The organism is Variovorax sp. YR752 (assembly GCF_943372545.1).
Genome location: NZ_CALRZC010000066.1, coordinates 18,539 through 35,648, shown reverse-complemented (window position 1 = coordinate 35,648; position 17,110 = coordinate 18,539). Strand labels below are relative to the sequence as shown.

Annotated in this window: 18 protein-coding genes; 4 read left to right on the top strand and 14 right to left on the bottom strand. The window is 71.9% G+C overall.

What is annotated here, in order from left to right:
• Positions 1-55 precede the first annotated feature (55 nt).
• The 5 genes from AAG801_RS17315 to AAG801_RS17295 form a co-directional block, all read right to left on the bottom strand.
• Positions 56-652 carry a phosphonate degradation HD-domain oxygenase gene (locus AAG801_RS17315; protein ID WP_341889469.1) on the bottom strand — a complete coding sequence of 199 codons (597 nt, stop codon included), beginning with the start codon at positions 650-652 and terminating at the stop codon, positions 56-58.
• 14 nt (positions 653-666) lie between these two features.
• A complete protein-coding gene (gene phnE, locus AAG801_RS17310) occupies positions 667-1,473 on the bottom strand; it encodes a phosphonate ABC transporter, permease protein PhnE (protein ID WP_341889468.1) in 807 nt (268 codons plus the stop codon).
• Entirely contained in the window at positions 1,470-2,462 is a 993-nt protein-coding gene (gene phnD, locus AAG801_RS17305; protein WP_341889467.1) for a phosphonate ABC transporter substrate-binding protein, read from the bottom strand. The genes phnE and phnD overlap by 4 nt, the downstream gene beginning before the upstream one ends.
• 31 nt (positions 2,463-2,493) lie before the next feature.
• The gene (phnC, locus tag AAG801_RS17300) at positions 2,494-3,342 is read right to left on the bottom strand and encodes a phosphonate ABC transporter ATP-binding protein (protein ID WP_341889466.1); all 849 of its coding nucleotides are present in this window, start codon (positions 3,340-3,342) and stop codon (positions 2,494-2,496) included.
• Positions 3,343-3,453: 111 nt separating this feature from the next.
• Positions 3,454-4,965, bottom strand: coding sequence for a bifunctional diguanylate cyclase/phosphodiesterase (locus AAG801_RS17295; protein ID WP_341889465.1), 1,512 nt, complete (start codon positions 4,963-4,965; stop codon positions 3,454-3,456).
• A 128-nt stretch (positions 4,966-5,093) separates the two neighbouring features.
• Between AAG801_RS17295 and AAG801_RS17290 the strand changes: the two genes are divergently transcribed.
• A complete protein-coding gene (locus tag AAG801_RS17290; RefSeq protein WP_341889464.1) occupies positions 5,094-5,621 on the top strand; it encodes a DUF2478 domain-containing protein in 528 nt (175 codons plus the stop codon).
• Positions 5,600-6,211, top strand: a complete 612-nt coding sequence (locus AAG801_RS17285; protein WP_341889463.1) for a LysE family transporter — start codon at positions 5,600-5,602, stop codon at positions 6,209-6,211. The genes AAG801_RS17290 and AAG801_RS17285 overlap by 22 nt, the downstream gene beginning before the upstream one ends.
• Positions 6,212-6,227: 16 nt before the next feature.
• Here the strand turns inward: AAG801_RS17285 and AAG801_RS17280 are convergent, their stop codons facing one another.
• Positions 6,228-6,797 (bottom strand): PAS domain-containing protein, encoded by a 570-nt coding sequence (locus tag AAG801_RS17280; protein WP_341889462.1) that lies wholly within the window; start codon positions 6,795-6,797, stop codon positions 6,228-6,230.
• 122 nt (positions 6,798-6,919) lie between these two features.
• Positions 6,920-7,387 (bottom strand): Lrp/AsnC family transcriptional regulator, encoded by a 468-nt coding sequence (locus AAG801_RS17275; protein WP_341889461.1) that lies wholly within the window; start codon positions 7,385-7,387, stop codon positions 6,920-6,922.
• 115 nt (positions 7,388-7,502) lie between these two features.
• Here AAG801_RS17275 and mdeB point away from each other — a divergent pair, with 115 nt between their 5' ends.
• Entirely contained in the window at positions 7,503-10,202 is a 2,700-nt protein-coding gene (gene mdeB / locus AAG801_RS17270) for an alpha-ketoglutarate dehydrogenase (protein WP_341889460.1), read from the top strand.
• Here mdeB and AAG801_RS17265 read toward each other — a convergent pair.
• The 5 genes from AAG801_RS17265 to AAG801_RS17245 form a co-directional block, all read right to left on the bottom strand.
• Entirely contained in the window at positions 10,160-10,468 is a 309-nt protein-coding gene (locus tag AAG801_RS17265; protein ID WP_341889459.1) for a 2Fe-2S iron-sulfur cluster-binding protein, read from the bottom strand. The two genes, mdeB and AAG801_RS17265, sit on opposite strands and share 43 nt — an antisense overlap.
• Positions 10,465-10,914, bottom strand: a complete 450-nt coding sequence (locus AAG801_RS17260; RefSeq protein WP_341889471.1) for a pyridoxamine 5'-phosphate oxidase family protein — start codon at positions 10,912-10,914, stop codon at positions 10,465-10,467. The genes AAG801_RS17265 and AAG801_RS17260 overlap by 4 nt, the downstream gene beginning before the upstream one ends.
• 32 nt (positions 10,915-10,946) lie before the next feature.
• Complete coding sequence (locus AAG801_RS17255) at positions 10,947-11,789, bottom strand: hypothetical protein (protein WP_341889458.1); 843 nt, start codon at positions 11,787-11,789, stop codon at positions 10,947-10,949.
• A gap of 34 nt (positions 11,790-11,823) precedes the next feature.
• Entirely contained in the window at positions 11,824-12,552 is a 729-nt protein-coding gene (locus AAG801_RS17250; protein WP_341889457.1) for a sigma-70 family RNA polymerase sigma factor, read from the bottom strand.
• An 84-nt stretch (positions 12,553-12,636) separates the two neighbouring features.
• Complete coding sequence (locus AAG801_RS17245; protein WP_341889456.1) at positions 12,637-13,059, bottom strand: cupin domain-containing protein; 423 nt, start codon at positions 13,057-13,059, stop codon at positions 12,637-12,639.
• Between the two features lie 140 nt (positions 13,060-13,199).
• Here AAG801_RS17245 and AAG801_RS17240 point away from each other — a divergent pair, with 140 nt between their 5' ends.
• Positions 13,200-13,739: a hypothetical protein gene (locus AAG801_RS17240; protein ID WP_341889455.1), complete on the top strand. Its 540-nt coding sequence runs from the start codon at positions 13,200-13,202 to the stop codon at positions 13,737-13,739.
• An 18-nt stretch (positions 13,740-13,757) separates the two neighbouring features.
• On the opposite strand, the gene AAG801_RS17235 is transcribed toward AAG801_RS17240, so the two are convergent.
• Together AAG801_RS17235 and AAG801_RS17230 are read right to left on the bottom strand one after the other, a co-directional pair.
• Positions 13,758-16,424: a serine/threonine-protein kinase gene (locus AAG801_RS17235; RefSeq protein ID WP_341889454.1), complete on the bottom strand. Its 2,667-nt coding sequence runs from the start codon at positions 16,422-16,424 to the stop codon at positions 13,758-13,760.
• Positions 16,425-16,457: 33 nt separating this feature from the next.
• Positions 16,458-17,033 (bottom strand): ECF-type sigma factor, encoded by a 576-nt coding sequence (locus AAG801_RS17230; RefSeq protein WP_341889453.1) that lies wholly within the window; start codon positions 17,031-17,033, stop codon positions 16,458-16,460.
• Between the last annotated feature and the right edge of the window lie 77 nt (positions 17,034-17,110).

Genomic DNA, 17,110 nt, shown 5'->3' with positions numbered 1-17,110 from the left:
ACTGCCGATCGACATGCCTGGGCGCTGCCCTGCAAGCGACCAGCCGATCGATCTCTCAGGCCACGCTGGTGGCGCCGATCCCCGTCTTCGAGTCCAAGAAGGGCCGCTCGCGCACGTCGCGCAGCAGTGCCAGGTACCAGTCCAACGAGGGTGTGCGGCGCCCGGGCTCCTTGGCCAGGTCGTCCCAGCGGCGCAGCTGCACGGCATCGCGCGCGAAAGGCAGTGCCTCGAAGGCAGCCAACTGATCGTCGTCCATCGGGCCGCCCTGCAGCGCCAGTGAGTGCTGCGAGGCCGGCGAAAGCTGCCGCGCGTAGTGCTCGTCGACACGCACCAGGAAGCGCTTGGCCTGCACGTGCAGGCGCACCGGCTCGGTCACCGAAGCGTCGAATCCGGCGCTCAGGAACGGGAGGGCCAGGTCTTCGTGGCGATCGTCGACCCGGTCGTCGCGGGCGATCGCTTCGGCTGCCAGGAAGTGGCCGACGTCGTGCAGGAAGGCGGCGGCCACGAGCGACTCGTCCGCGTTCGCCCATTCGGCCAACTGCGCGCACTGCAGCGCGTGCTCCAGGGCGCTGATCGCCTCGCGGCGGGCACCTTCGTAGGGCGCATCGCCGTGGCGGACGAAGAGTTGTTCGATGCGCTCGACGATGTCCATGGCAGATCCTCCGGTCAGATCAGTCGTTTGCGCAGCTGCGCCGAGAACAGGTCGATCACCGAGACCGACACCACCAGCATCAGCAGCACCGCCGCCGTCTGCGCGTACTGGAAGCCGCGGATCACGTCCCACAGCACCATGCCGATGCCGCCGGCGCCGACCATGCCGACCACCGACGCCGAGCGCACGTTGGCCTCGAAGCGGTACAGCGCGAAGGAGATCCACAAGGGCATCACCTGCGGGATGACGCCGAAGACGATCTCGGCCAGCGGGTGCGCGCCGGTGGCGCGGATGCCTTCGACCGGCTGCGGGTCGATCGCCTCCACGGCTTCGGAGAACAGCTTGGCCAGCGTGCCGGTGGTGTGGACCCACAGCGCCAGCACGCCGGCAAAGGGGCCGAGGCCGACGGCGACGACGAACAGCAGCGCGAACACCATCTCGTTGATGGCGCGGCAGGCGTCGAGCATGCGGCGGACCGGCTGGTGGATCCACCACGGGGTGATGTTCTCCGCGGCCAGCAGCGCCAGCGGCACCGAGCAGGCGATCGCCAGCGCCGTGCCCCACAGCGCGATCTGCAGCGTGATCACCAGCTCCGACAGGTAGTGGCGCCAGTCGGCGAAGTCCGGCGGGAAGAAGCCTTGCGCGTACTGCGCCATGTTGCCGGCGTCGCGGAACAGGTCGAGCGGGCGCAGGTCCGCGCCCTTCCAGCTGCCGGCCAGCAAGGCCAGCAGCAGGCCCCAGGCGAGCAGGGCCGGCAGCGAGGATCCCGGCCGCGCGGGCGCGGCCGGTCGCAGCGGCACGGGAAGGCTCGTCGTGCTCATGAGGCGCGAGGTCTCACTTCGCCGCGCTGGCCAGCAGGGCGGCCGAGTTCGGCGAGGCGGGCGTCGATGTCCTTCAGCTTGCGTGCCTTCTCCTCGGCGGAGATCGTCGTGTCGGCCTCCACCTTGTTGCGCTCGCCGGCCAGCGCGAGCTGGCGGATCGGCAGCAGCTGGTCGTTGCTGGACGCGATGAAGCCGCCGATCGTCAGCTTGGCGAGGATCTCCTTCTCGCGTGCATCCTTGCCGTAGGCGAGGAAGAAGTCCTTCACCTTCTGCTTGGCATCGGCGTCGAGATCCTTGCGCCAGGCCATCGGGTCGCTGGCGATCTGCGGCGAGCGCCACACCACGCGCAGCTCGGCGTGCTTCTCGGGCAGCTTGAGCTTCATGCGGTCGACGCCGTCGCTGGCCACCGTGGCCACGTCGATCTGCTTGTTGGCCACCGCGAGGATGTTGGTCTCGTGGTTGGCGCGCACGGTGCGCTTGAAGTCCTTCACCGCATCGACGCCGTTCTGCGAGAAGGCGTAGTAGCCGGGCACCAGCGCGCCGCTGGTCGAGTTCGGGTCGCCGAAGCCCAGCGTCAGCTGCTGGCGCTCCTTCAGCACGTCCTGCAGGTTCTGCAGCTTGCTGTCCTTGTGGACGATCATCAGGCTCCAGTAGCCGGTGCCGCCGTCGGGCTGGGTCATGCGCGCGAACACCTCGGCGCCGGCGCGGTCCACCGCCTCCATGGCCGACTTGTTGCCGAACCAGGCCACCTGCACCTTGTTGAAGCGCATGCCTTCGATGATGCCGGCGTAGTCGGTCGAGAAGAAGGCGTTCACCTTGTAGCCGGTCACCTTCTGCATGTCGTCCAGCAGCGGCTGCCAGGTGCTCTTCAGGTTGGCCGACGACTCGGTGGAGATGATGCCGAAGCTCAGCTCCTTGGTCTGCGCGCCGGCGCCGGCGGCGAAGGCCAGGCCGGTGGCCAGGGCGAGGGTGGTGATCCAGGTCTTCATCGGGGGCTCCTTCGGGGTTCGTGAATCGGGGTCAGGCGGCGCGCAGCGCCGGCACGGCCAGCGGCACCTGCCGCTCGGAGGCGGCGGCCTCGTCGGCTGCCGGGGCGAACAGCTCGTCGGTCTGCGTGCCGTAGAGCGCGCGCAGCCGCTCGCTGCTCAATGCCCCGGTCGGGCCGTCGTAGACGACTTCGCCGGCGCGCAGCGCGATCGTTCGCGGGCAGAAGGCGAAGGCGTGCTCGACCTGGTGCAGCGATACCAGCACCGTCACGCCCAGCTCGCGGTTCAGTTCGGCCAGCAGTTCCATCACGCGCTGGCTGGAGGCCGGGTCGAGCGATGCCACCGGCTCGTCGGCCAGGATCAGCTTGGCCTCCTGCACCAGCGCGCGCGAGATCGCGGCGCGCTGCTGCTGCCCGCCGGAGAGCGTCGAGGCGCGCTGCCAGGCGCAGCGCTCGATGCCCACGCGCTGCAGTGCCTCCCAGGCGCGCTGGCGCTCCGCCGCCGGGAAGCGGCGTGTCATCGCGCGCCACAGCGGCAGCCGGTGCAGCGCACCGGCCATCACGTTGACCATCACCGGCAGGCGGTCGACGAGGTTGAACTGCTGGAAGATCGCGGCCACGTCGGCCCGCTGGCGGCGGATGTCGCGGGCCAGCACGCCGCCGCTCTGCACCGTGCGGCCGAGCACGCGCACCACGCTGCCGGTGCCGGCATCGGCTCGGTGCAGGCCGTTGAGGTGGCGCAGCAGCGTCGACTTGCCGGAACCTGAGGCACCAAGCAGGGCCACCATCTCGCCGGGAGCGACGCGCAGCGACACGCCGCGCAGCGCCGGTGTGCCGGCGAAACTCTTGCGCAGCGACTCGACCTCGATCGCGCTCGACCCCATGGCGTTCTCCCTGGTTGGATCGCCGGGATCATCTAGACGGGTCGTGACGGCGGGATGACGGTTCCGCGACAGCTCGCGCCGCCGCGCGAGCCGGCCGCCCGATCCTGTGCCTCAGCGGCGCAGCGAGATGCGCGTCTGCGCGAAGCCCTCGGGCGCGCGCTGGCCTTCCATCGGCAGCGTGTCCTTGAAGGCCGAGGGCTTGAAGGTCTGTGCCAGCGTCGTCGCGGCGTCGGCCGCCCAGATGGCGACGGCGCGTGCGCTCATCGGCTTGGCGAACAGGTAGCCCTGCAGTTCGTCGCAGCCGAGCTGCGCGGCCAGTGCGCGCTGCGGCTCGGCCTCGATGCCCTGGGCCACCAGGCGCAGCTTCAGCGAGCGCGCTGCCTGCACCGCGTTGGCGAAGGCCAGCCGTGCTTCGGGCTGGCGCGCGATGTGGGCGAGCAGCGCGCGGTCGAGCTTGAGCTCCTGTGCCGGCACGCCGTGCAGCGCCGCGATGGCCGCGGCGCTGGCACCGAAGTCGTCGATGGCGATGCCCACGCCGAGCTGGTGCAGCTTGTCGAAGGCGCGCCGTGTGGCCTCGGTGTTCTCGATGGCGGCGTCCTCGGCGATCTCGCAGACCACCGCGTCGGCCGGCAGGCCATGCGCCTTCAGCGCACGTTCCAGCTTGGCCGCGAAGTCGTCCTGGCGGAACTGCCGTCCGGAGACGTTCACCGCCACGCGCAGCTTCAGGCCGGCGGCGCGCCAGCTGCCGGCCTGCTTGAGCGCGGCGTCGAGCGCCCAGCCGCCGATCGAGTCGATCAGCCCGTGCCGCTCGGCGATCGGGATGAAGCGCGCCGGGCTGACCAGCCCGAGCGTCGGGTGGCGCCAGCGCAGCAGCGCCTCGACGGCACTGACCTGCAGCGTGGCAGCGTCCAGGCGCGGTTGGTAGAAGAGTTCGAGCTGGCGCTTGACGACGGCCTGCTGCAGTTCGCGCGCGATCGTCGCTTCCTCGCCGTGGGCCGCCTCGATGCGCGGGTCGAACACCGCGTAGGAGCCGCCGCCGCTGCGCTTGACCGACTGCATCGCGGCAGCCGCCTTGTTCAGCAGGCGCAGGTTGCCGCCGTGGTCCGGCGCCACCGCCAGGCCGACGGACAGGGTGATCGCCAGCTCGCGGCCGTCGACCGTCATCGGCGCGGCGAAGGCGTCGGCCAGCCGGTTGGCCAGTTTCTCGCCGGCATCGCGCGGGGCGTTCAGCCACAAGGCGAACTCGTCGCCGCCGATGCGGCCGAGCGGCATGGCCGGGCCGCACAGCTCGCGCAGCCGCGCCGCGACGGTGGCCAGCGTGCGGTCGCCCAGCGGATGGCCAAAGCGTTCGTTGACCAGCCGCATGCCGTCCACGCCGAGGTAGAGCACGCAGCTGTCGCTGCCGGTCCTCTCGCTCGCGGTCAGGCCGTCCTGCAGCATCAGCTCGAAGCGCACGCGGCTGGGCAGGCCGGTCAAGCTGTCCTGGCCGGTGTCCTGCGCCGCCGCGGCCGGGGCCTTCGCGCCAGCGCGGCGGGCGCGCAAGGCCCATGCTGCAGCGCCACCCAAGGCGAGCACGGCGCCGGCGATGGCGGTCAAGGATCCTGCGGTCAGTTCAGGCAGCATGTGGCGTCCCTTTGGGTGGGCTCGAGGCGGGCGGCCGGACGTCGCCCTCGGTGCATCGATATCGGCGCAGGCGTTGCCAACCTGAGGCGGCACCGCGACGGCGCTTGCGCGATATAGTGATCTCCGTCATGAATCAACTCCGCGCTGCCGCCATCCGCCACGACGGGAGTCGTGACGTCGATGCACTGCTTGCCGAGGTGGTCGACGCGCAGCGCCAGCGCGGCCGCCGCGTGCACGGCCTGCTGATGGCGCCCGCGGAACAGCGCGGCGACTGCCTGGCCGAGATGGTGCTAGTCGACATCGACAAGCGCGACGGCTACCTCGTCTCGCAGGCGCTGGGCCGCGACTCGCAGGCCTGCCGTGCCGATCCGCAGGGTTTCGCGCGCGCCAGCGCGGTGCTGCGCGAGGCGCTCGAGAAGGCGCCGGAGCTGATCGTCTGCAACCGCTTCGGCCGCCTGGAGTCCGAAGGCGCCGGCTTCTCGGCCGAGCTGCTGGAGATCATGTCGCGCGACATCCCCTTCCTCACCGTCGTCTCGCAGTACCACGTCGAGGACTGGCAGCGCTTCACCGGCGGCGCGACGCTGCTGCCGCCGCAGCGCGAGGCGATCGACGATTGGCTGGAGCGCACGCTGGCGTGGACATCGACACCTGGCTGATCTACGGGCTGGCGGCGATTGGGCTGTCGCTCTCGCCCGGGCCCAACGGCCTGCTGGCGCTGACGCACGGCGCGATGCATGGCCGGCGCAAGACGCTGTGGACCATCTTCGGCGGCTCGGTCGGCTTCATCGCCGTCATCGCGCTGTCGATGTTCGGCATCGGCGCATTGCTGCAGACCTCGCTGCTGTGGCTGACGGTGATGAAGTGGCTCGGTGGCGCCTACCTCGTCTGGCTGGGCGTGCAGGTCTGGCGTGCGCCGGCGATCGGCGCGGAACTGCAGGCGGCGGCCACCCAGCGCGGTGGCTGGTCGCTGTTCCGCCAGGGTGCGCTGTCGGCGGCGACCAACCCCAAGGGCATCCTCTTCTTCGCCGCCTTCCTGCCGCAGTTCATCGACCCGGCGCGGAGCCTCGTGATCCAGTTCGTGATCATGGCCGGCACCTTTGCCGGCATCGAGGTGCTCACCGAGTTCGTGATCGCCAGCACGGCGCACCGCATCCGGCCCTGGCTGCAGCGCGGCGGCAAGCGCTTCAACCAGGCCTGCGGCGGCGTCTTCGTGGCGATCGGCGCGGCGCTGCCGCTGCGGGCCTGACGCAGCCCACGGCGAGCTAAGGCGTCGCGCCGCTGTCGCGCAGGGCGATGTCGAGCAGGTCATCGATCTGTTCGATGAGCCGCGTGGTCTCAGCCGAATCGGCGCTTTGCTGGCCGGCGAGCACCGCGTGGAGGGCAGAGCCCCGCAGCTCGTCCGTCTGCCACGGCTCTTCGGTGGCCAGGCCGTAGGGCGTGACCACGGCCGGCCGGCCGGTCAGGTCGACCATCGTGCCGACCATGCGGGTGGCGTGGCCGCGCTCGTCACGCGCCACGACGCGGCCGCGCGACAGCACCGTGCGGTAGCCCGAGCCGTTGCTGCGCAGCCGGAAACGCGTCTCGTAGCTGGCTGCGTGGCCATCGAGATGCGCCCGCAGCGAGCCGAGCATGGGGCCGAAGTCGTCGGGGTGCACCCGGCAGCGCCAGAACGCCGTGCTGTCCGGCGCGTGGATGCGCGGGAAGCCGAGGCGCGCCTTCCACGACGACGAATAGTGAACGGTCTCGAGGCGGGGATCCAGGTCCCACAGACCGAAGCTCGCGTTCTCGAGCGCCTGCAGCCAGCGGTGTTCTTCGAGCGTTCGGATCGGCATGGAGGCGAGGGAGGCGCGCATCAGTGGAGGCCCATCGATTCTGGGCCATTCGCCCATGGCCGCTCAAGCGACAAGCGCGCCCTTGCTGTGGCGTTTGCCGCGCGCCGCGCCGCTGCGTCGCCCTACAGCCGCCCCAGCGGCAGCGCCGTCTTGTAGCGCACCTGCTTGAGCGCGAAGCTGGAGCGGATCTTCTCCACCTCCTTCATTGGCGAGAGCTGCTCCAGGATGAAGCGCTCCAGCGCTGCCATGTCGGGCACCGCGACGCGGATCAGGTAGTCAGCATCGCCGGTCATCAGATAACACTCCATCACTTCGTCGCGCGAGGCGATCTTGGCCTCGAAGGATTCGAGCGCGGCGCGTGTCTGCTGCTTCAGGCTGATCGAGATGAACACGTTCAGGTGCAGGCCGAGGCGCTGTGCGTCGAGCAGCGCCACGTACTGGCGGATCAGCCCGCCGGACTCCAGTGCCTTCACGCGCGCCAGGCAGGGTGATGGCGACAGGCCGACACGCCGCGCCAGCTCGACGTTGGACAGGCTGGCATCGGCCTGCAGCTCGCGCAGGATGCGCAGATCGGTGGTGTCGAGGTTCATCGTGCCGCAAATAGTATTGCCTGCGGCACATTCTGCTGCAGAACAAACTCGCCGCCGGTGGTTTCGGTCACCCATGCCGCCGCTTCCTGCCTACAGTGCGAGGCAGGAGACAAGCATGAGCGATTCATCGATCCAGCCGCAGCTGGCCCAGGCCGCCACCTTCACCGACAGCGATCCGGCCGAGAGCGCCGAGTGGCGTGACGCGCTCGCCTCGCTGCTGCAGGCGGCCGGGCCGCAGCGGGTGCGCGAGATCATGGACATGCTCGCCGCCACCGCGCGCGCGCCGGAGGTCGGCTGGCAGCCGGCGCCGGGCACGCCTTACGTCAACACGATTCCGGCCTCGCGCCAGCCGGCCTTCCCGGGTGACCTGGCGGTCGAGGAGCGCCTCGCTTCGCTGATGCGCTGGAACGCGCTGGCGATGGTGGTGCGCGCCAACCAGGCCTATGGCGAACTCGGCGGCCACATCGCCAGCTACGCCAGCGCGGCGGACCTGTTCGAGGTCGGCTTCAACCACTTCTTCCGCGGCGGCCAGGCGGGTGACCTGGTCTTCTATCAGCCGCACTCGGCGCCTGGCGTCTATGCGCGGGCCTTCCTCGAAGGCCGGCTGAGCGAGGACGACCTGGCCCACTACCGCCAGGAGATCAGCGCGAAGCAGCATGGTGCGCGTGGCCTGTCGAGCTACCCGCATCCCTGGCTGATGCCGGACTTCTGGCAGTTCCCGACCGGCTCGATGGGCCTGGGGCCGATCAGCTCGATCTACCAGGCGCGCTTCATGCGCTACCTGCAGCACCGCGGCCTGCAGGACACCAGCGGCCGCAAGGTCTGGGGCGTGTTCGGCGACGGCGAGATGGACGAACCGGAGAGCATGAGCGCGCTGACGCTGGCCGCGCGCGAGAAGCTCGACAACCTGGTCTGGGTGGTCAACTGCAACCTGCAGCGCCTGGACGGCCCGGTGCGCGGCAACGGCCGCATCATCGACGAGCTGGAGGCCCTGTTCGCCGGCGCCGGCTGGCGCGTCATCAAACTGGTGTGGGGTTCCGACTGGGACGGCCTGTTCGCGCGCGACAGCGAAGGCGCGCTGGCGCGTGCCTTCGCGAAGACCGTCGACGGCCAGTTCCAGACCTTCGCCGCCAAGGACGGCCGCTACAACCGCGACCACTTCTTCGGCCAGGACCCGCAGCTCGCCGCGCTGGCGCAGGGCCTGACCGACGAGCAGATCGACCGCTTGAAGCGCGGCGGCCACGACCTGGTGAAGATCCACGCGGCCTACCACGCCGCCGTGCGAACGGTCGGTCAGCCGACGGTGATCCTCGCGCAGACCAAGAAGGGCTACGGCATGGGCGATGCCGGCCAGGGCCGCATGACCACGCACCAGCAGAAGAAACTGGAGCGCGAGGACCTGATCGCCTTCCGCAACCGCTTCGACCTGCCGCTGACCGACGAGCAGGCCGCCTCGCTGCAATTCTTCAGGCCGGCCGAGGGCAGCGCCGAGATGCGCTACCTGAAGGAGCGCCGCGCGGCGCTGGGCGGCATGGTGCCGGTGCGGCGCAGCACGGCTGCGGCCGTGACGGTGCCGCCGCTGGCGCGCTACGGCGAGTTCGCGCTGAAGGCCGAGGGCAAGGAGATGAGCACGACCATGGCCTTCGTGCGCATGCTCACCAACCTGCTGAAGGATGGAGAGCTCGGCCCGCGCGTCGTGCCCATCGTCGCCGACGAGGCGCGCACCTTCGGCATGGCGAACCTGTTCAAGCAGGTCGGCATCTACTCGAGCGCGGGGCAGACCTACGAGCCGGAAGACATCGGCTCGGTGCTCAGCTACCGAGAGGCCACCGACGGGCAGATCCTGGAGGAAGGCATCAGCGAGGCCGGCGCAATCAGCAGCTGGACTGCGGCAGCGACCAGCTACTCGGTGCACGGCCAGGCGATGCTGCCCTTCTACATCTACTACTCGATGTTCGGCTTCCAGCGCATCGGCGACCTGATCTGGGCCGCGGCCGACCAGCGCTCGCGCGGCTTCCTGCTCGGCGCCACCGCCGGCCGCACCACGCTCGGCGGCGAGGGCCTGCAGCACCAGGACGGCTCGAGCCTGCTGCAGGCCGCCGCCGTGCCCAACTGCCGCGCCTGGGACCCCTGCTTCGCCGGCGAGTTCGCGGTCATCCTCGACCACGGCATGCGACAGATGCTGGAGAAGCAGGAGGACGTCTTCTACTACGTCACCCTGATGAACGAGAACTATGCGCAGCCCTCGCTGCCGGCCGGTGTGGAGGCCGATCTCATCAAGGGGCTGTACCGCTACGCGACGCACACACTCGCTGCGGCGAAGGGCAGGGTGCGCCTGCTCGGTGCGGGCACCATCCTGCGCGAGGTGATCGCCGCGGCCGAGCTGCTGGCCAGCGACTGGGGCATCGAGTCCGAGGTGTGGAGTGCCACCAGCTTCGCCGAACTGTCGCGCGATGCGCGCGAGGTCGAGCGCTTCAACCGCCTGCATCCCGGCGAGCCGGCGCGCCGCAGCCACGTGCAGCAATGCCTGGCCGGCGACGCGCCGGTGATCGCCGCGACCGACTACATCCGCGCCTGGCCGCAGCTGATCGCCGGCCACCTGCGCGCGCCCTTCACCGCGCTGGGCACCGACGGCTTCGGCCGCAGCGACACACGCGCTGCGCTGCGCCGATTCTTCGAGGTCGACCGCCATCATGTGGTGCTGGCCGCGCTGACCGCGCTGCGCGAACAGGGCGTGGTCGATGCCTCGGCCTGCGCCGAAGCGATCGTGCGCTACGGCATCGACGCCGAGGCGTCGGCGTCCTGGAACGGCTGACGCAGCGCCACGTCGCTGGCTGCTGTCGCCACGCAGGGCAGCACCCAGCCCTGCGCCTTCTCGTCGGGCGACAGGCCAGGCCACTCGATGCGGTAGGCGATGCGGCCACTCTCCAGATGCGCGATGCATTCGCGGCAGGTGCCGTTGCGGCAGGAACTGCGCAAACGGATGCCGGCGGCCAGCGCCGCTTCGAGCAGGGTCTGGCCGTCGGCCACCGGCAAGTCGCGGCCGAGCGGCTCCAGGCGCAGCGTGAAGCTGCCACTCATCCGCGCAGCCAGGCCAGCAGCGCCTCGCCGACCAGCGCATGCGCGCGGGCGAAGCCGGCGACCAGGCGCGCCGACGTCGGCTGCAGCGCAACGAGCGAGAAGTCGGCCAGCTCGAAGGTCACGGCCGAATCGGGGAAGCGCGCCAGGTAGGCCTCTCGCGCGGCGGCATGTTCGTCGCTGTCGCGCAGCAGCGTGCGCGCCTCGGCCACCAGGCTCACGCGCGGCAAGGCCTGCGGCGAGGTGCCGGCGTCCGCCTCGGCCATCACCAGCAGGCTGACCTGCGCATGCGCCTGTATGTCGCGTGTGTGGCTGGCCAGCGCGCTGATGTGGATGATCAGGTCGGTCCGGCCGGCCGGCAGCACGAAAGGCACCATCGAGACGGCCGGCTCGCCGCGGTGCAGCGTGGCGAGCGCGGCCACCGGCCGGGCGGCGAGCAGTCGGCGCAGGAGGAGGCTGTCGTTCGGGTCCAGGGTGGTGCTCAGGCAATGAACCTCAGGTCGAGGTCGCCGTGAGCATAGATCACCACGCCGGTGTCGGTCGCGGTGATGCGGTGGCCGGTGCCGGCGCGCGCCAGTTGGTAGTCGCCGGGCAGCAGCAGGGTGTCGTCGAGGAACAGCTCGCCGTCGACCATCAGGCACTCCTCGTCATGGCCGTGCGCATGTGGCGGCACCTGCGCGCCGGGCGCGGCACGGTAGAGCATCGCGGCCTGGCCGTCGCGCTGCCACAGCACGCGGCGCGCGATGCCGGGTGCGTAGGCGGGCCAGCCGGCCTCGTCGTCGTGCACCGTGAAGGCAGCGTCGCCCGCCGAGGCGGCGAGCTCGGACTCGCGCAGGAAGAGCAGCGCGCCGCCTTCGCTCGCCCAGTCCGGCGTGGCGTGGTTGGCCGGGGTGACGTGGTAGTCACGCACGCCGAGTCGTTCACCCGTGGTGGCCTCCCGCACATCGCCGCGCAGCAGCAGCCACTCGCGCTGGCGTGCGCGCAGCACGGCCTCGTCGTCCAGCATGCCGGCCGCGAGCCTCGCGCCCGGCTGAAGTTCGACCAGCCGCGCACGCAGCGGCTCGCCGGGGCGGAGGCCGCGGCCCGTTTCGGCAGCGTAGAGCGTCTGCAGCACCACGCCCTCGGCCGGCGCATGGCGTGCCAGCCTGCGGCGCCGGGCGGTGACCATGCCGGCCTCGGCCGCGCGTGATGCCGCCAGCCGCTGCACCAGGCGTTCGCGGGCGGCGGCACCGCCCGCGCCGGGTGCGCGGCGCCACGCGCTCGAGAAGGGCTCGCCGAGCAGGGTGTCGAGGTCGCTGTCGCGGGTGTCGTCGTGGTCGTTCATGGTGGGCAGGCTGATCAAGGCGTTGGCGTGCCGCTCAGGAGGCCAGGCCGCGCGGGCCGCCCTCGCCGATGTGCAGCCGCAGCGCGGCCAGCGCGCGGCGGATCTGCGACTTGACGGTGCCCAGCGGCAGGGCCGTCTCGCAGGCGATCTCCTCGTGGCTGAGGCCACGGAAGAAGGCCAGCGCAACCAGCTGGCGCGGCTGCGCGTTCAGCTGCATCAGCGCGCGCTGCAGTTCGGCATGGCCGCGGGCGATGTCGAGCAGTTCGTCGCTCGGCGTGGTGTCGTCGGCCGCCTCGTGAGCGTCATCGCCGCCCAGCGGCTCGTGCCGGAAGCGCGCCTCGTGGCGCAGGGCGTCGATGGCACGCGAGCGCGCCATGCCGAGCAGCCAGGTCAGCACGCGGCCGCGGCTGGCGTCGAAGCGTGCCGCCTGGCGCCAGACCTGGAAGTAGGTGTCTTCGACCACCTCCTCGGCCAGCGAGGCGCGGCGAACGATGCGCAGCACCAGGCCGTAGACGCGCGACAGCGTGGCGTCGTACAGCGCCGCCAGCGCTCGCTCGTCGTGGTCGACGACACGGTCGACCCAGTCGCACAGTTGCTCCTCCGACCACTCGATCGCCACACCGGCGCGGCCTTCGACGCTTTGCTCCGTGGCTTCGATCGCGGTGTCGTCGGCGTCATCGCCGGCGAGGCGATCGAACGGATCCTCGGCGCCGACGTCGGCAGGCAGGGCCTCATCGCCCGGCGTGTGGTGAGTGACGTTCATGCGTGCGTGTCGACGGAGCGGGCCGCAGCGGCTCGGTGTGAGGTGTACGGCGTGGGGCCGCGGCCGGATTCATCAATGACACCCCTAACTGACGATCTGGCTGGCGTCCGGCACCGCGCCGCGCAGGAACAGCGTCGCGCCGGCGACCGTCGAGATCCCGGCGTGCAGCGCGCCGCGGTGGGCGAGGTGGTAGCCGCCCGGGCCGACCTCGATGCGCGAGCCGACGCGCAGGCTGCCCTGCAGCACCACGCACTCCTCGTCGACCGGGTGGCGATGCGCCGGCAGGCGCGCACCGGCCTCGAGTCGCAGCAGGTAGGACAGCACACCGTCCTGCTCGCGCAGCACCTTGATGGCCACGCCCTCGCTGAAGGCCTGCCACTCGCCGTCGCCGGGGCCGATGGTCAGGTGGCTGTCCTCGGCATCGGCCACCCGCTCGAGCAGGCGCAGGCGCATCGCGCGGGCCTGCTTCGGCGTGGCGAGGTCGGACGGGTCGTGGTCGGGTTCCATGCCCAGGGCTACGGGAGCGCGCGCAGTATGGATCCATTCCCTCGGCAAAAACAGGGGCAAGGCGTGCCTGCCGCGCCCCCCGCGCATCCGGATGGCGGAGGACACCGTAGACGCCGTACCCGACCCGTGAGGAGACCGCCATGAACCGCTTCGCCGAAGTCCGTCATCAGCTGTGGATCGCCGCGCCGCGCGAGCTCGTCGCCGCGCAGTTCGCCGACCTCGATCACCACATCCGCCGCAACGTGCATCCGAAGCTGCGCTTCGAGGTGCTGGAGCGGCGCCCCGGCGGCGCGCGCTTCGTGCAGCAGGTGCGCCTGCTCGGCATCCGCCAGCGCGACGTGTTCGAGCGCCGCATTGCCGCCGACGGCAGCATCGACGACCTCAGCGTCGAGGGCTTCAACCGCGGGGGCTCGCTGAGCTTCCGCTTCGAGGCCGCGCCGCGCGACGGACGCAGCGGCACGCAGGTCGAGATCGTCGTGCGCCTGCCGCTGCCGCCGCTGCTTGGCCCGTTGCTGCGGCCCGTGCTCGAGGCGCAGATCCGCAAGGAGGTGTGCGCGGCCGCGCTGGAGGACCGAGCGGACATCGAGCAGCGCGGCTACGAGCGATCGCCGGCCCGCCAGGCAGGCCTGGGCGGCCTGACGCGGCATCTGGACATGCCACCGCAGCGCATGGCGCACTGAGCGACGGGCGTGTGCCTGTCAAGGCGAGGCCAGCGCCTGCGCCTCGCGCGTCAGCGGGTGCGCCTCGCCCAGACTGGCCTTCAGTACCGCGGCGGCCTGCGTGGCAGCGGCCATGGCTTCGGCGGCGGCGCCACGCCCACGGCAGGCCTGGGCGATCAGCAGTGTCGCCTCGCCGACATCGGCGCTGCGCGCAGGTGCGCGTGCGATGCGCTCGGCGGCGGCCTGGGCTGCGCGGGCCAGGGCCTCTGCCTGTGCTGCATCACCGGCAGCGAGCTGCACGCGTGCCGCGGTGCGCAGCGCGTTGGCGCCGGCAATGCCGGTGATCGCGCCGGGGTGGCCGAGGCGGCGCAGCTCCGCGTCGATCAGCGCGCGGCCCTCGTCGACACGCCCCTGGCCGAGGCGGATGGCAGCGCGCAGCGCGGCCGGCGTGATCTGGCGCTGCACCGTGTCGAGCCGCGACGCGAGGCGGTCGAGCAGCGCATCGGCCTCGGCATGGCGGCGCTGCGCGACCAGCACCTGCGCGAGCAGGTAGTCGGCACGTGCGGCGCTCTTCTGGGCGCCGCTGGCACGGGCACGATCGGCGGTGGCGCGCAGCGCCGCCTCGGCCTCGGCGAGCGAGGCCAGCCGGGTCAGCGCCATGGCGCGCGGCAGCTCCAGCCAGTCGGGCGGCGCGGCGCCGGGCGCGATGTCGCGCACGCGCGGCGCAATCGCGTCGAGCAGGGCCATCGCCTCGCGCGGCTCGCCCCAGTCGAGCAGGATGGTGGCCATGGCGCGGCGGTTGCGCAGATCGCCGCGCGAGTCGCTGCGGCCCAGTCGCGCGTCGAGATCGGCCAGGCGCTGGTGGACGGCGTAGGCGCGTGCGAGTTCGCCGTGATCGGCGAGCAACTGGCCGAGGAAGCCGAGCAGCACGGCGTACTGCGGGCCGCTGCGATCGCCGCGCTTCTCGATGTTCGCGATGCCCGCGCCGACCCGCTCGATCGCGCGTGGCAGGTCGCCCTCGGCACGCGCCTGCTCGGCCTCGGCGCGCTGGCAGGCGACGGCGGACAGCACCGCCGGCCGCTGCACCTGCGCCATCGCGGCCAGGCCCTGGCGCAGTTGTTCGCGCGCCGCGTCGATGCGGCCGAGGCCGAGCTCGGTGGAGACGCGGTTGCAGGCGACGTCGGCCAGCAGCAGCGGGTCGCCGCTGGCGCGCGCAATGGCCTCGGCACGCGCCATCAGCGTGGCGTCCATCGCGGCGTCGCCGGCATGCTCGTACTGGCCGGCCAGCGTGACCAGCAGGTCGACGGCGATGCGCGGGTCGTCGCCGAACTGCTGCTCGGCCAGCCGCACGCTGCGCTCCAGCACCTCGCGCAGCGTCAGCGGCTGGTCGGGGCTGTCGGTGAGGTTGAGTGCCAGGTTCATCAGGTTGGACTTGGCCTGCGCGCGGCGCGCCTGGAACAGCGCTTCGTCGCGCTCGTGGCCGGCCTCGATCGCCTGCCAGGCGGTGCCGACCACGCCGGCCATCAGCGCGGCGACGCTCACGCCCGCTGCCGCCACGGCCACGCGGTGGCGCCGCACGAAGCGGGCGCTGCGGTAGGCCCAGCCGTCGGGCCGTGCGGCCACCGGCTGGTGGGCCAGGTGGCGGCGCAGGTCGTCGGCGAGCGCGGCGGCACCGGCATAGCGTTCGGCGGGTGACTTCTTCAGCGCGCGGGCGACGATGTTGTCGAGGTCGCCGCGCAGCGCGCGCGCCTGTGACGGCGTGGCCACCGCGTCGGACAGGCGCCGCGGCTCGCGCTCGACCACCGCGCGCAGCCGCTGCACGGCGCTGTCGCCCTCGCGCGCCGTCGGGTGGCCGCCGCCGAGCAGCTCGTGCAGCAGCACGCCGAGCGCGTAGACGTCGGTGGCGGTGGTCACCTCGCCGCCCTGCACCTGCTCGGGTGCGGCGTAGTCGGGCGTGAAGGCGCGGCCGGCCTGCTGCGTCAGCGCGCTCGGCGCGGCTGGCTGCGCGGGGTCGTCGAGCAGCTTGGCGATGCCGAAGTCGAGCAGCTTCACGCGGCCCTCGGGCGTGACCAGGATGTTGTCGGGCTTCAGGTCGCGGTGCAGTACCAGCCGCTGGTGGGCGTGCTCGACGGCGGCGAGCACCTCGATCAGCAGCGCCAGTCGCGCGGCGACGCCGAGCGAGCGCTCGTCGCACCAGCGCGTGATCGCCGTGCCGTCGACGCGCTCGATCACCAGGTAGGGCTGGCCGCTGGCGCCGACGCCGGCGTCGAGCAGCCGGGCGATGTTCGGGTGGTCCAGCCGCGCCAGCGCCTGCGCTTCGCGTGCGAAGCGCGCCGCGCCGCCGCCGCCGATCAGCGCCATGTTGAGCAGCTTGAGCGCGACCTCGCCGTCGAAGCGCCCGTCGCTGCGCCGCGCCAGCCACACGCTGCCCATGCCGCCTGCACCCAGCGGCGCGACCAGCGTGTAGGCGCCCAGGCGCTGGCCGGCCAGCGTGGCGCCGGGCAGCTCCGCCGGGCCACCTTCGAGGAAACCCTCGCGCTCGATGTCGGTCTGCCGTGCCAGCAGCGTGGCGAGTTCGTCGGCGAGGGCCGCATCGTCGGCGCGCAGGCGCTCGAGGTAGCGCCGCTGACCGGTCGGATCGAGTTCGAGCAGTTCGTCCAGGCGCGGGCTCAGTCGCACCAGTCGCTGCAGCGTGTTGGCGTCCATTCGGGAGGAATCGGAAAGCGCCGGCGAAAGGCGTCAGTCCTCGCGCAGCACCTGGTGCAGGAACAGCCGCGCCTTGGCCCAGTCGCGCTGCACCGTGCGTTCGGAGACGCCGCGCATCGCCGCGATCTCGGCGAAGCCCAGGCCGCAGAAGAACTTCAGGTCGACCAGCTCGGCCAGCGCCGGCTCGGACTGCGCCAGTGCGTCGAGCGCCTCGGACAGCGGCACCAGGTCCTCGGCCGGCTGCGCGGCGTCGGCCTTGTCGGCGTCGAGCGTGGTCAGGTGGAACTCGCCGCCGCGCTTGAGCGCACGCCGCTCGCGCGCGTGGTCGATGATCAGCCCGCGCATCGCCCGCGCCGCATAGGCGAAGAAGCGTGCGCGGTCGGGGAAGGCCACGCCGCGCTGCTGCAGGCTGAGGTAGGTCTCGTGCAGCAGCGTGGTGGCGCCGAGCGTCAGCCCCGAGGCGTTGGCGTAGAGCTGCTTGCGCGCCAGCCGGTGCAGCTCGCGGTAGAGCGAGGCGAACAGCGCCGGCGCGGCCGACGCATCGCCGCGGGCAGCGGCATCCAGCGCGGCGGTCAGCGCCTGCAGCTCGGCATCGTGCTCGTCGGCCATGCGCGGATTGTGCGCCGACCATCCCCCTAGTTCGTCATGTCGGGTTTCGCGCCGGACTTGCGATTCCTCCATGCGCC

Bases quoted from the DNA above. Each gene is read 5' to 3' on its own strand.
- AAG801_RS17255 (WP_341889458.1), bottom strand. From the start codon at position 11,789: ATGAACGACCACGACGACACCCGCGACAGCGACCTCGACACCCTGCTC.
- AAG801_RS17235 (WP_341889454.1), bottom strand. From the start codon at position 16,424: ATGGACGCCAACACGCTGCAGCGACTGGTGCGACTGAGCCCGCGCCTG.
- mdeB (WP_341889460.1), top strand. From the start codon at position 7,503: ATGAGCGATTCATCGATCCAGCCGCAGCTGGCCCAGGCCGCCACCTTC.
- AAG801_RS17230 (WP_341889453.1), bottom strand. From the start codon at position 17,033: ATGGCCGACGAGCACGATGCCGAGCTGCAGGCGCTGACCGCCGCGCTG.
- AAG801_RS17265 (WP_341889459.1), bottom strand. From the start codon at position 10,468: ATGAGTGGCAGCTTCACGCTGCGCCTGGAGCCGCTCGGCCGCGACTTG.
- AAG801_RS17245 (WP_341889456.1), bottom strand. From the start codon at position 13,059: ATGGAACCCGACCACGACCCGTCCGACCTCGCCACGCCGAAGCAGGCC.
- phnC (WP_341889466.1), bottom strand. From the start codon at position 3,342: ATGGGGTCGAGCGCGATCGAGGTCGAGTCGCTGCGCAAGAGTTTCGCC.
- AAG801_RS17295 (WP_341889465.1), bottom strand. From the start codon at position 4,965: ATGCTGCCTGAACTGACCGCAGGATCCTTGACCGCCATCGCCGGCGCC.
- AAG801_RS17240 (WP_341889455.1), top strand. From the start codon at position 13,200: ATGAACCGCTTCGCCGAAGTCCGTCATCAGCTGTGGATCGCCGCGCCG.
- AAG801_RS17315 (WP_341889469.1), bottom strand. From the start codon at position 652: ATGGACATCGTCGAGCGCATCGAACAACTCTTCGTCCGCCACGGCGAT.
- AAG801_RS17275 (WP_341889461.1), bottom strand. From the start codon at position 7,387: ATGAACCTCGACACCACCGATCTGCGCATCCTGCGCGAGCTGCAGGCC.
- phnE (WP_341889468.1), bottom strand. From the start codon at position 1,473: ATGAGCACGACGAGCCTTCCCGTGCCGCTGCGACCGGCCGCGCCCGCG.
- phnD (WP_341889467.1), bottom strand. From the start codon at position 2,462: ATGAAGACCTGGATCACCACCCTCGCCCTGGCCACCGGCCTGGCCTTC.
- AAG801_RS17290 (WP_341889464.1), top strand. From the start codon at position 5,094: ATGAATCAACTCCGCGCTGCCGCCATCCGCCACGACGGGAGTCGTGAC.
- AAG801_RS17250 (WP_341889457.1), bottom strand. From the start codon at position 12,552: ATGAACGTCACTCACCACACGCCGGGCGATGAGGCCCTGCCTGCCGAC.
- AAG801_RS17280 (WP_341889462.1), bottom strand. From the start codon at position 6,797: ATGCCGATCCGAACGCTCGAAGAACACCGCTGGCTGCAGGCGCTCGAG.